This is a genomic window from Acetobacterium tundrae (genome assembly GCF_008086615.1).
GTDB classification, from domain to species: domain Bacteria; phylum Bacillota; class Clostridia; order Eubacteriales; family Eubacteriaceae; genus Acetobacterium; species Acetobacterium tundrae.
Window position 1 is genome coordinate 172,278 of record NZ_RXYB01000001.1, and the last position, 13,342, is coordinate 185,619.

The 13,342-nt window shown below is 37.3% G+C and carries 12 protein-coding genes and 1 tRNA gene; 4 read left to right on the top strand and 9 right to left on the bottom strand.

What is annotated here, in order from left to right:
- Window positions 1-44: 44 nt before the first annotated feature.
- The 8 genes from FZC40_RS00770 to rlmH all read right to left on the bottom strand — a co-directional run bounded on the left by FZC40_RS00770 (window position 45) and on the right by rlmH (window position 8,019).
- Window positions 45-758 (bottom strand): ABC transporter ATP-binding protein, encoded by a 714-nt coding sequence (locus tag FZC40_RS00770; RefSeq protein WP_148602041.1) that lies wholly within the window; start codon window positions 756-758, stop codon window positions 45-47.
- Complete coding sequence (locus FZC40_RS00775; protein WP_148602042.1) at window positions 745-1,548, bottom strand: ABC transporter ATP-binding protein; 804 nt, start codon at window positions 1,546-1,548, stop codon at window positions 745-747. The genes FZC40_RS00770 and FZC40_RS00775 overlap by 14 nt, the downstream gene beginning before the upstream one ends.
- Window positions 1,545-2,651 (bottom strand): branched-chain amino acid ABC transporter permease, encoded by a 1,107-nt coding sequence (locus FZC40_RS00780; protein WP_148602043.1) that lies wholly within the window; start codon window positions 2,649-2,651, stop codon window positions 1,545-1,547. Before FZC40_RS00780 ends, FZC40_RS00775 begins: the two co-directional genes overlap by 4 nt.
- 14 nt (window positions 2,652-2,665) lie before the next feature.
- Entirely contained in the window at window positions 2,666-3,559 is an 894-nt protein-coding gene (locus FZC40_RS00785; RefSeq protein ID WP_148566775.1) for a branched-chain amino acid ABC transporter permease, read from the bottom strand.
- A gap of 109 nt (window positions 3,560-3,668) precedes the next feature.
- On the bottom strand, window positions 3,669-4,835 hold the full coding sequence (locus tag FZC40_RS00790) for an ABC transporter substrate-binding protein (RefSeq protein ID WP_148602044.1): 1,167 nt from the start codon (window positions 4,833-4,835) through the stop codon (window positions 3,669-3,671).
- Between the two features lie 173 nt (window positions 4,836-5,008).
- A complete protein-coding gene (gene malQ / locus FZC40_RS00795; protein ID WP_148602045.1) occupies window positions 5,009-6,535 on the bottom strand; it encodes a 4-alpha-glucanotransferase in 1,527 nt (508 codons plus the stop codon).
- Between the two features lies 1 nt (window position 6,536).
- Complete coding sequence (hslO, locus tag FZC40_RS00800) at window positions 6,537-7,430, bottom strand: Hsp33 family molecular chaperone HslO (RefSeq protein WP_148602046.1); 894 nt, start codon at window positions 7,428-7,430, stop codon at window positions 6,537-6,539.
- Window positions 7,431-7,539: 109 nt separating this feature from the next.
- The gene (gene rlmH / locus FZC40_RS00805) at window positions 7,540-8,019 is read right to left on the bottom strand and encodes a 23S rRNA (pseudouridine(1915)-N(3))-methyltransferase RlmH (protein ID WP_148602047.1); all 480 of its coding nucleotides are present in this window, start codon (window positions 8,017-8,019) and stop codon (window positions 7,540-7,542) included.
- A 182-nt stretch (window positions 8,020-8,201) separates the two neighbouring features.
- Between rlmH and FZC40_RS00810 the strand changes: the two genes are divergently transcribed.
- Window positions 8,202-8,278, top strand: a tRNA-Pro gene (locus tag FZC40_RS00810).
- A 686-nt stretch (window positions 8,279-8,964) separates the two neighbouring features.
- Here FZC40_RS00810 and FZC40_RS00815 read toward each other — a convergent pair.
- Complete coding sequence (locus FZC40_RS00815; RefSeq protein ID WP_148602048.1) at window positions 8,965-9,195, bottom strand: TetR/AcrR family transcriptional regulator; 231 nt, start codon at window positions 9,193-9,195, stop codon at window positions 8,965-8,967.
- Between the two features lie 142 nt (window positions 9,196-9,337).
- Here FZC40_RS00815 and FZC40_RS00820 point away from each other — a divergent pair, with 142 nt between their 5' ends.
- The 3 genes from FZC40_RS00820 (at window position 9,338) to gshAB (ending at window position 13,252) form a co-directional block, all read left to right on the top strand.
- The gene (locus FZC40_RS00820) at window positions 9,338-9,748 is read left to right on the top strand and encodes a hypothetical protein (RefSeq protein WP_148602049.1); all 411 of its coding nucleotides are present in this window, start codon (window positions 9,338-9,340) and stop codon (window positions 9,746-9,748) included.
- Between the two features lie 68 nt (window positions 9,749-9,816).
- Window positions 9,817-10,776: a peptide-methionine (R)-S-oxide reductase MsrB gene (gene msrB / locus FZC40_RS00825; protein WP_148602173.1), complete on the top strand. Its 960-nt coding sequence runs from the start codon at window positions 9,817-9,819 to the stop codon at window positions 10,774-10,776.
- A gap of 160 nt (window positions 10,777-10,936) precedes the next feature.
- The gene (gshAB, locus tag FZC40_RS00830) at window positions 10,937-13,252 is read left to right on the top strand and encodes a bifunctional glutamate--cysteine ligase GshA/glutathione synthetase GshB (RefSeq protein ID WP_148602050.1); all 2,316 of its coding nucleotides are present in this window, start codon (window positions 10,937-10,939) and stop codon (window positions 13,250-13,252) included.
- Window positions 13,253-13,342: the final 90 nt, after the last annotated feature.

The window sequence follows — 13,342 nt, forward strand, 5'->3', positions numbered from 1 at the left end:
TTTTAAAATAATCGGAGCTTTTCACGTTGTAAATATATTGAAAATTATTTCTTCCGTTGGCTTTTTCCAAGGTAAGCTTCTTTGATGCTTTCATCATTAAGCAGTTCTTTACCAGTACCCTGTTTTGTGATTTTTCCGGTTTCCAATACATAGGCATAGTCTGCTATTTTTAATGCCGAGTTAGCATTTTGTTCAATAAGTAGGATCGTCATACCTTCTTTATTCAGAGTTTGGATGATTTCAAAAATACCTTTAACAACCAGAGGCGCTAATCCAAGAGAAGGTTCATCCATCATGAGAAGCTTTGGCCGGCTCATCATGGCACGACCGACAGCCAGCATTTGCTGCTCACCACCGGATAAAGTTCCGGCCAGTTGCCAGGAGCGTTCTTCTAATCGAGGGAAAAGATTATAAATCATATGGATATCTTCTTTAAGACTGTCTTTTCGCATGTATGCACCGATTTTAAGGTTTTCAAGCACCGTGAGATCTGGGAATACATGACGACCTTCGGGAACCAATGTAATGCCTTTGTCAACAATTTTTGTTGTATCCAATCCCATTAGTTCTTCACCAAAATAGCTGATGCTTCCTGATTTTGATTTAACAAGATTAACGATGGAACGAAGGGTTGTGCTTTTTCCGGCGCCATTTGAGCCAATCAGGGTGACGATACTGCCTTCCGGTACTTCAAGGTCAATACCTCTGACTGCTTCAATACCGCCATAAGCGACTTCTAAATTACTAATCTTCAACATCTTCGTCTACCCCCAAATATGCTTCAATTACCTTAGGATCATTCTGAATTTCATTTGGATTTCCTTTGGCAATGGTGCATCCGAAATCTAATACATAGATATGATCCGAGATTTCCATAACCAAGTCCATATGGTGTTCAATCATGAAAATAGTAAGATCGAAATCTGTTTTCAATTTAAAAATAAGATCGGTTAATTCATCTGTTTCCTGTGGATTCATTCCGGCTGCCGGCTCATCAAGAAGTAAAAGCTGAGGATTTGTAGCAAGCGCCCGAGCGATTTCAAGATGGCGTTGTTGCCCATAGGGAAGAGATGAAGCCTTCTCATCTTTCAAGTCGATCAGTCCCATGCGTTCCAAAAGAAACTCGCATTTTTCTTTTGCTTCGCGTTCTCCGTTACGGGCTTTTGGCATGCGCAGTATGGCAGATAAAAAACTGTAATTTATGTTTAAATGAGTTGCAATCAGAACATTTTCTAAAACAGAGAGATCACTAAACAACCGAATATTTTGGAAAGTTCTGGCAATACCCAGGCCGGTAATTTTATCAGGTCTTTTTCCGCTGATGTCAATTTCAGAGGCGACACCGCCGTTGTCTGTAGGCGAAAAAAGAACCTTTCCGCTGGTCGGAGTATAGACGCCGGTGATCACATTAAATGCCGTCGTTTTTCCGGCCCCGTTGGGACCGATCAGGGCAGCTAATTCACCCTTTTTTATGTCTATATTTAAATCATTGACAGCGATAACCCCGCCAAATTGCATGATGACATTTTCAGTTTTTAAAAGACTCATTTACTGTCACCTCCTTGTGCTGATGCCGCTTTTTTAGTAAACCGTGATTTGATGGAGCGGTATTTATTTGCGATGAAATTCCAGGTGAGCTCATTGGTACCCATTAAACCTTTTCGGTAAAAGAGAACAACAACCATTAGCAGAAATGAGAAAACGACCATTCTCAAACCAGGCCTGAAAATAGGAAGATCTAATCCGAAGGCCATGGGTTCATCAAGGAAGCGAAGCGCTTCTTGTCCTAAAGTAACAACAAAACTGGCAATTATAGTTCCTGAAATACTGCCCATACCACCAAGAACAATAATGAGCAAGAAGTTATAAGTTAAGGTGAAATAGAATTGTTTTGGATCGACTGTACCCAGAAGTGCTGCGTATAAGCCACCGCCAATTCCGGTAAAAAAAGCGCTGATTAAAAAGGAGGTCATCTTGGTTTTGAATAAACTGACTCCCATCGCTTCGGCGGCAATTTCATCTTCTCGAACGGATTTAAAGGCGCGTCCATAGGAAGAATTTATAAGCAGGAAGCACGCGATAATGACAATTAATGCAATCCCGAAAGTCCACCAAAGACTGCTGATGGTTGGAATGCTTTTGATTCCAAGAGCACCATTTGTAATGGTTTGAGTATTGGTGAAGATAATTCTGATGATTTCAGAAAAACCAAGCGTGGCAATCGCTAAATAATCCCCTCGAAGTCGAAGACACGGTGAACCAATTAGAAAAGCAACGCCAGCAGATAAAAATCCACCAAGTATGAGTGCAACAACAAATGGTAATTGAATATTTGCTAGCAAGGGTGCCATCGGCGCCAGGTAAAATATAGTTGAACGGAGTCCGACCGGAACGGTAAATATAGCGACTGTGTATGCTCCTATAGCCATGAAACCAGCCTGACCCAGGGAAAATTGTCCGGTAAAACCATTAACTAAATTCATGGATAAAGCAACAATTGTATAAATCGCGCTAAGATTTAAGAGCCTGCGCATGAAAGAATTAACAAATTGATCCGCAATACCGATACCAATTAAAACTAAAACTAAAAAAACGACTGTTTTCCAATGCTTTTTTAAGTAGGCACCTAAACTGTTCTGAGTATTTTTCATTTCTGGTACCCCCCCTAAACCTTTTCAACTTGTTTTTTGCCAAGAATTCCGTTGGGAAGAAACAAGAGAATAATAATTAAAATAATAAAAGCAACTGCATCTCGATAACCGGTCAGTGAAGGGAAGAAGGCAACCATTAGAACTTCAGAAAATCCAAGGATAAGACCCCCAAGAACAGCTCCCTTAACATTACCGATGCCACCGATAACAGCGGCGATGAAACATTTTAATCCGGGAACAACACCCATGAGCGGTAATACCGATGGATATTTCATGCACCACAAAAGTGCACCAACAGCGGCAAGACCGGAACCAATTGCAAAGGTTGAGGAAATGACGTTATCGATTTTAATACCCATCAATTTTGCGGTGTCATAATCGACAGATACGGCTCGCATTGCCATCCCAACTTTTGTTTTGTTGATAATAAAAAGCAGTACTGTCATGAGAAAAAAAGCAACAATTGGGATAACAATGGAAACCGGCTGAATGGATAATCCTCCAACGAAAATAGGCGTCGTCATAACTGGAAATTCCGGGAATGCTTGAGGTTTGCCTGAGAAAAGATAGGTTGCTAAATTTTCAAGCAAAAAAGAAACCCCTATAGCAGAGATTAAAAGTGATGTTTTTGGTGCTTCACGCAATGGGCGATAAGCCATTCGCTCAATTCCGGCACCTAAAAGCATCGTTAGTAAAATTGTAATAATAAATGTCACATACCATGGGAGAAAAAAGACTGAAATCCCAAAATATGCAAAATAAGCAGCCATCATGAATATGTCGCCATGGGCAAAATTGATAAGCTTTAATATTCCATAAACCATTGTATAGCCAATGGCAATTAAGGCATATAAACTTCCAAGCGATAATCCGTTAATGAGTTGCTGTAAGAATGTTGAAAGTGTCATTCCGACGACCATAATTATAACCTCATTTATATCTTTAGAATTGAATTGAGGGTATCCAAAAACAAATACCCTCAAAGTTTAAACTATCTCATTCGTATTGATGTTTGTTTTATTGGGTAATGGTAACAGTGTCCAAATAAGTGAATTTACCATCTTTGACAACTTTTACAATGGCACTATTCTTTTCAGCGTCGCCATTGGCATTAATGGTGATAACACCGGTAGCACCTTCAAAATTAGTTGTTGTAGCCAGGGCATCTCGAATGGCTTGTGGATCAGCAGATCCGGCGCGTTCAATGGCATCCATGAGCATCATGTAACCGTCATAACCAAGAGCCGTTACTGCGGGTACATTTTGACGATCAGGATAAAGTTTTTTATATTCTGCTACAAAAGTTTTTCCTGCTTCAGTTGGGGGGTTGGTATCATCAAAGAACGTTGACATAACAGCACCTTCAACATCAGCTCCACCGACAGTGATAAACTCGTTGGTTTCCCATGTATCCCCACCGATAATTGGACAAGTAATGCCAAGTGCACGGGCTTGTTTAATGAGTAAAGCGGATTCTGTGTAATTACCAGGTGCAAAGATTACATCTGGGTTGGTTGCTTTGATATTGGTTAAAATACCGTTGAAATCCTGGTCGCCGGTGTTATAGTTACCAGTAGAAACAATTGCACTGGCATCACCGCTTAATTTTGTAAATGCATCGGTGAAAAATTTAGCTAAGCCAACAGAATAGTCATTGGAAACTTCCTGAACAATGGCAACCTTTTTGGCACCCAAAGTTTTGTATGCATAGTTGGCCATTACAGTTCCCTGGAAAGGATCCAAGAAACAGACGCGGAAATAATAATCATTTCCTAATGTAACTTGTGGATTTGTTGCGGACAGAGCAATAGCTGGAATCTTATTTGATTTCACAATGTCACCAGCTGCCATGGAAAGTGAAGATCCCCAGGAACCCAGTATCGCACAAACTTTGTCTTTCTCGATTAATCGAGCTGCGGCGGTAGTCGCTTCGGCCTTGTCTGATTTATTATCAGCAACGACAAGTTCTACCTTTTTGCCTAATACCTCAGGGTGTAATTGGTTGGCCAATTGAACCCCTTCAAGTTCTAATTCTCCACCGGAAGCATTTGCACCGGTTAAAGGTTCGAATACACCTACTTTGATAACGTCGCTGTTATCTGAAGAAGTAGATGATCCAGAGCATCCTGCGGTCATGGTAGCAACTAATGCTAAGCATAACAGCAATGATAGTGATTTTTTCATGGTAAAGTCCTCCTCTTTTTTTTCATTCCTTAAATTTACCTTTGGTTATTATACCAAAACTTAAGGTTTCATTGCAAGGTTATATTGAAAAAATGTTTGAAGACTGCGGACACTTGTCTATTATTTTTTATTTGCTAAAAAAATGGCTAATTACAGCAGGTGAGTTGAATTTATCAAATGGTACGTTTGTAAATTGAATTCATTTGTTTCATCCAGTCGATGTCAATTTGTGATAAACCATCTCGAGTCATTCTAAAAAGCCAATTATTATTTATTGTTCCAGGCTTGTTCATTCGGGTATCGTTTCCAAAGCCGCAAATATCCTGGATGGGGAGAATTACTAAATTGGCAACGCTTTGCCAAAGGGTATGAATAAATGCCCGGCAGGATAAACTGTGATATCCGCCAATCTGCCATTGGTTTTCCCATTGATCGTTATAACCGCAATAGTCAAATGCATAGGTTCGTTGCGCTATAGAATATTCAAACAGGGTGCCTAAGAGGGTGTTATTATCATGAGTGCCAGAGTAGACGACCATATTTGGTTTGTAATTATGTGGCAGGTGGATATTGTCGTTGTTATCCATAAAAGCGAATTCCATGATTCGCATTCCTGGAAAACCTGTTTGATACAGAAGTTCGGTGAGTGCAACGTCCTGTAGTCCAAGATCTTCTGCAATAATATTGGGATTGGGGAAACAATTATTTAAAGCATTAAAAAAATCAATGCCAGGTCCAGAAACCCATCGACCATTTTTAGCAGTTGGTTCAGATGCGGGGATAGACCAGTAGGCAGAAAAACTTCGAAAATGGTCAATCCGAACGTAGTCATAGGTTAGTAGAGCTGTTTTTAATCGATTCATCCACCATGAATAGCCATTTTCTTTCATGACATCCCACCGATAAAGGGGATTGCCCCAAAGTTGACCATTCTCAGAAAAATAGTCGGGAGGAACACCGGCAACTTCAAGAGGATAACCTTTATTATTCAATTGGAAAAGTTCGGGATGACTCCACACATCTGAACTAGTATGAGCAACATAAATAGGAAGGTCACCGATGATCTTAATTCCTTTTGAATTGGCATAGTTTTTAAGATCTCGCCATTGTTTATCATATGCATATTGAAGAAAGTTATGATAATTAATTTCTTCTGCTAATTTTGCTCGCGCAGAAGAAAGGGCCGACGGGTTACGATGAACAAGGTTTGTATCAATCCACTTCGTCCAATCATTTTCAGAAAAAAAATCTGAAAGAGCCGAGTAAAGAGAAAAATCGGGAAGCCATTCACTATTGGCTTCACAATAATTCCGGATTCTTTCATTTTGCTTGTGAGTTAAACGAGAGAAGGCGAGTTTGAAGATTGTTTTACGATTTTTAATAAGAGTTGAGTAATTAATTGAATAAGGTGAATCAAAAGACTGACAACTTGATAGTTCATCTTTTGATAACAAATCCCATTGAAAAAGGATGTCCAAATCAATCAGGAGAGGGTTGCCGGCAAAAGCTGAAATGCTTTTATAAGGCGAAAAATAGTCATCTACTGGTCCGGTTGGAAGGATTTGCCAATAGGTGAAATTCATACTAACAAGAAGATCAATAAAATTTTGAGCTTCCAGACCTAAAGTACCAATGCCATAGTCACCCGGAAGGGATGAAATGTGCATGAGAACTCCGCTTGAACGTTTTGTTAACTGCATTTTATTCCCCTTTTTTTATTTCATTTTGAATAAGATCGACGATCGATTGAAGTTGTTCAGGTGTAAAATGATATTTTTTTTGACAAAAATCACATTTGATTTCAATAATTTCCTGATCAGCAATAATATCGATGAGATCCGCTGTGCCAATGGCAGTGAGGGCTTTTATGACGCGATTACGGGAACAGTCGCAGAAAAAATGGGCTTCTTCTGTTTCTGAGATTTTCACCCCAATATTTTTAAAGAGCTCTGCTAAAATATTTTCTGGGGATTTTCCTTCGTCTAATAGTTTGGTCATGGAAGGAGTACTTGCCAATGCCTTTTCCAGGGCATCAATGGTTGCATCATCGGTATCAGGCATCAGCTGAATAATAAAACCGCCTGCTTGTTTAACAGAACCATCTTCATTTAACAGAATGCCCAAAGATACAGAAGTCGGAATCTGTTCCGACTGGGCATAATAATAGGTCAAATCTTCGGCTATTTCTCCACTTATTAAAGGGGAATATCCCACATAAGGTTCTTTAAGGCCAATGTCTTTCAAAATATTTAAAGCACCTTCGCCGATAGCTTCTGAAACAGCCATGGGTGACTTGTATGAATCATTTAAATTATTTGCATAAGGATAACCTTTAACATTACCGTTAGCATCTGCAGTTACTAATAAACCCCTCACAGGACCATCTCCTGCTATCTTTAGGGTGATCACTTCATCAGCATTTTTCATCATAGACCCCATTAAGGATCCCGCGGTAAGAAGTCGACCCAGGGCTTGAGTTACAACGGGGCTGGTTTGATGGATTGTATGTGCAGTTTCAACAATGTTTCGTGTTGTGGCGGCAAATACTCGAATTTGTCCATTTCCGGCGGTGGCTTTCACTACATAATCTGGCATATTTCACCTCTTAGTTTAATAATTTTGAGTAAATCTAATGAAGCATCCAAATGACAATTGTTTCATCTGGATGCTTAAGCAGAATTTTATAATAACTTCCACAGAAGTCTTATTTATGATAGGTTTCTCCACGATTGATTTTAAAGGCACGATACAATTGTTCTAAAAGCAAGACGCGAAAGAGCTGATGGGGGAAAGTCATTTCAGAAAAAGATAATTTCCAGTTTGAACAATTGGTAATTTCTGATGATAACCCGATTGAGCCGCCAATAACAAAAGTAAGTTGGCTTTTTCCTTGAATTCCATAGTTTTCAATTTTTTTTGCGAAAGCTGGAGAATCCATTTGATGTCCATGGATTTCAAGGGTTATTAGAATGTCTTCATCTCTTAAATAAGGAAGAATTCGTTTTCCCTCAATTTCCAAGGCTTTCATTCGTTGGGCATCACTTGATTTTTCAGGGATTTTTTCATCTTTAACTTCAATTATCTCCAGACGACAATAAGCGCTTAAGCGCTTTAAATATTCGCTAATCGCTGATTTAAGGTACTTTTCTTTGATTTTCCCCACCGCGACAATTCGGATATTCATTTAGAATGCATATAACGCAAGCATACTAACAGCAATGACAGCAACCAATACTAATGCGCCAATACGATACCATTTATTTTTTGTGTGCATAATTTTTTTCCTCCAAAGGATTGATATTTTTCTAAATATAGTTTACAATAAATAAGTCGGAATTGCAACAGTTGGAATTAAAACATTATCAACGGGGTGTGGCTCAGCTTGGTAGAGCGCATGGTTCGGGACCATGAGGCCGGAGGTTCAAATCCTCTCACTCCGACCATTTCTTTATTTTATCGATATTCAGGATCTTGAAAAAGGTGCTGTTTTTATAGATAAACATAAATCTTTCTTACTGAATTGATCGAATCAACATTTTTGTTGATTCTTTTTTTTGGGTTAAAATGACAGGACTAAATAATTTCTGGCTATCATTTTTGGCGTGAAGTACTGGTCGACTAAAACCATGAAAATAGTAAAAGAAATTTATATTATAATATTGAACAGAAATCGATTAATAAATTGAAAACAGAAAATACACTGAATATAGGAAAAATAATAAAATTGCAAGGTGAATATCGGAATAATAACGATTACATTTGATTAATACAGTAAATATACAAAACATACTAAAGTAGTGATTGACTTTGGTAATGAATACGAGCGCAAAGAATTTATAAAAATATTTATAATTATAATTTTTATTGTTGCTTAATGGAAGTGGATGAGTTTAAAGTAAATCTTGGAATAATCAAAAATTCTGCAGTGATTATCGATTTAGAATTGCTTCAATGTGAAAGGAGAAAGATCGGGGTTAAATGTCAGCTCGTTCCCAGGTGGTTACGAAGCAACCGACGACGAAATCGACAAAATGACTAAAAAAATGTTTTAACAAAGAATAACGTCAACAAGAAGTTTATATGAATTCTTTATTGACTTTATGAGAAAAAGAGGGTGTACCTAACCAAATTAATCTGTTAATTTGGTTAGGTACATCCTCTTTTCTATTTGGTAATATTCGGAGTATATTTCATGGACAATATTATCCTTTGTTTTAAAGTAATAGGTAAATAGACCAATGGGCATACCAGCTGTTTCTACAATATCTTTTATTCTTGTTTTCTCATAGCCCTGGGTATAAAATAGTTGTTTAGCGGTTTGGTAAAGATGATTTCGTGTCTGGACACCTTTTTCGTACATGGTATTCTCCTTATCTGGTTCTAATGTTTAAAGATAGCATATTTTGAGAACAAGAACAAGGAAGTAACGAGATTAATCTATTATATTTGCATTTTAGTTTATCATTAGGGTATTTATAATAATAAAGAGAGGTATATATGTTTTGAATGTAGTTATGAAACACGTTACGAGAGGTGATGAAAAAATGAAGAGGATCATTACGTTGGGATTAGACCAATATGAAAATTTTAGTGTAATTGAGCATTTGTCTTCAAAAGAATTTTCTGTTGTTCAGGCTGATTATTATGCGGATCTAATTTTCTACCAAGCATTTTTATGTATTATTAACCCAGGGAGTTTGGAAAATGAGGTGCTTGATGACCTCACCCGTTTTTATTTGAATGTTGCAGATGATATGTCGATGACAATCATTTTTATAAAAGAAGTTCGTCTTCCTCAAATTCTGGAAAAGGAAATTTTAGCATATCGCGATTTCTCAGAGTTAGAGTCGGAGTTGGAGAATGTAATCACAAGTGCGTATCAAAAATATTTAAAAAAAAATATTGTGTGCTAAATAACCTGAATAATTTTACAAGTCAAAAGAATAGGTTTAAAATACAGAAAAATGGAGGGATGAATATGATAAAAGAAATATATTTGGCAGGGGGATGCTTCTGGGGAACCGAGAAATATCTTGAGAATGTTAAAGGTATCATAGAAACTGAGGTTGGTTATGCAAATGGCAATATGGAGAAACCAACATATGAAGAAGTGTGCCACCAAAATACTGGCCATGCTGAAACAGTAAAAGTAATCTATGATGAAAATAAAATCAGTTTAGCTTTCATTTTAGAGTTATTTTATGACGTCATCAATCCGGTAAGTATCAATAGACAGGGTGGTGATATAGGTACACAATATAGAACAGGAATATATTATATAAATCCCGAAGATGAAGAGATTATCAAAGACTCGCTTTTTCAACTGCAGAAAAAGTATCGGGAACGGGTAGTAATTGAAGTGAAGCCACTTTTGAATTATTTTAAGGCAGAAGCATATCATCAAAAATATTTGGATAAGAATCCGAATGGATATTGTCATATTGGAGCAGAAAAATTTGAAAAGGCAAACAATTCTGTTGATTTAAGTAAGAAATATCTAAAAAAATCGAGCAAGCTATTAAAGGAAAATTTATCAGAAGTTCAGTATGATGTAACACAGAATAATGCCACGGAAGCGCCTTTCCAAAACGAGTATTTTAATGAATTCGAAGAAGGTATTTATATAGATATTACAACTGGACAACCACTCTTTATTTCAAGTGATAAGTTTGAATCGGGATGTGGATGGCCTAGTTTTGCTAAGCCGATTGATGAAAATATTATTGTGAAAAGCACAGACAAAACGAATAGAATGGTGCGTACTGAAGTAAGAAGCAAAATCGGTGATGCACATCTGGGACACATTTTTGATGATGGGCCAAAAGAAATGGGTGGAATGAGATATTGTATCAACAGTGCCGCACTAAAGTTCATACCAAAAGATAAGATGAAACAGGAAGGATATGCAGAATATATGCCACTCCTAACAAACAAAAAATAAGTACTTGCTTTCAGGTGAAATCATGCAATTTAAAAAAAAATATATCCGACAAATCAAAGGGAATTAGGGTAGATAGAATTATTCGTTTTTATGGTATAATAAATAAAATTTTGTACAGTTTACACCATTTCGCCTGTACGACAATGGAGAGGTTATACGCATGATTGAAATTTTAAAAAATAAAATGACACCAGAGAGTATTTTAACCGCAGGGTTTGGCGTGGAAAGAGAAGGACTTCGAGTAACACCTCAAGGTAAACTGGCATTAATTCCACATCCGCAAATTTTTGGAGACAAACTCAAAAATCCCTATATAACAACTGATTTTTCAGAAAGTCAGGTGGAATTAGTTACACCGGTTTGCTATTCGGTGACGGAAACCTACGATTTTTTAGAGGCACTAACAGATATTGTTATCAATGAAATTGATGGAGATAAAGAGCTCTTTTGGCCTTATTCCATGCCGTGTGATATACCCGAAGATAAAGATATCCCAATTTCAACATATCAGGGTGAATCTGGAAAAAAAGCCAGAGAATATCGTGAAAAACTGATGGCGAAATATGGCGGGAAACGCCAGCTAATTTCAGGAATTCATTATAATTTTTCATTTAGTGATGATTTTTTAGAGATACTTTGGAAAGAATCTGGCAGTGAATTAACTTATAAAGACTTTAAGGACAAAATTTATTTAAAGGTGTTAAGGAATTATTTGCGTTACCGCTGGTTAATCATTTATTTAATGGGATGTACTCCGGGATTGCATGAGTCTTATATCAAAAAATGTTTGGAATGTATGGAAGAAAACGGACATCAGACATTTTTAAGTCAGGGCGGAACATCAGCTCGAAATGGAAATTGTAGTGGTTACAAAAATGAAATTGACTTGTATCCTGACTATTCTTCGGTCAGTGGATTTATCGGCAGTGTAAAGGAATTTATCAACAGAAAAAATATTTCTGAGGCAAAAGAGTTATATGCTCAGATCCGCTTAAAACCTAAAGATTTTACAAATGTGCTAGGATCTCTGGAAAAGGATGGCATCCAATATTTAGAGATTCGTACGATAGATCTTAACCCCTTTGACAAATGCGGTATTGCGAAAGTTGATCTTGAGTTTTTAAATATCTTCATGTTGTTTCTTTTATTAGAAGGCGAAGAGTTTTTTGAAACCTGGCAACAGGAAGCACTTATTAATGAGGTTGCTGTGGCGGAACATGGACTTGAATCAGCTTTAGAGCTTTTGGATAAGCAGCATTGGACGTTAAAAACAGCTTGGGCGGAAGATATTCTGGGAAAAATGGCCGAGATTAATGAATATTTGAATTTAAAACAAGATCATTGCATCGAAGTGATGCTGAATCGAGTGAAGAATCCACAAACAACTTATGCATATCGTCTTAAAGAACTGATGACGGAGAAAGGGTATATTAGGGCTAATTTAGAGCTGGCAAATAAATATAAACTTGAATCGGTAAAAGAGCATTATCGGCTAAAGGGCTTCGAAAAATGGGAACTGTCAAGCCAGATTTTAATTAAAGAGGCTCTCACCCGAGGGATTAAAGTGACACCGGTGGATGCATCAGAAAATATCATTGCATTGGAAAAAGACGGCCATAAAGAGTATGTGAAGCAAGCCACAAAAACAAGCGTAGATACCTACATCACACCATTATTAATGGAAAATAAGGTTGTTACAAAAATGATCCTCAAAGAAAATGGGATACCGGTTCCTAATGGTGAAGAGTTTTTTTCCTTTGAAGAAGCAAGAGTTAGGCTTCCTAAATACGTTGGGAAGAAAGTTGTCATCAAACCAAAGTCTACTAATTTTGGGTTAGGAATATGCATTTATAATCGTGGTGGATCCCTTGATGAGTTATTAGAAGGTGCACGAATTGCTTTTGAACACGATAATACGATCCTCATAGAAGAATATATTACTGGTTTGGAATACCGCTTTCTAACCATGGGAGATGAGGTTGTTGCAGTACTTCATCGACGACCGGCAAACGTTGTTGGAGACGGAATTCTAACCATTCAGGAATTGATCGATATAAAAAATCAGCATCCTTATCGTGGAGATGGACATACCAGTCCTTTGAAAAAAATTGAACTGGATGATCAGTCTCAAATGTTTTTGAAAAAACAGGGAATTTCGGTCTTATCAGTACCTAAGCCTGGCGAAGTTGTTTATTTACGGGGAAATTCAAATATCAGTACGGGCGGAGACAGCATTGATTATACGGAAAAAATGCATCCTTATTTTAGTAAGATTGCTTTAGCTGCAGCAAGAGCATTTGATGCAAAATTTTGTGGGATAGACATCATTATTGAAGACTATAAAAATCCTGAATCCGCTTACGGAATTATCGAATTAAACTTTAATCCTGCAATTATGATGCATGCTTATCCGTTTGAAGGAAAAGAAAGACGGCTGGGGTACAACATCCTAAAAACGATTGGATTGGCGGAGTAATACTAAAAAGAGAACAAATTTTTATCAATAAAAAAACAGCAGGTCCGGATGACCTGCTGTTTTTTATATTAGGAATGAAAAGAAAAAGGG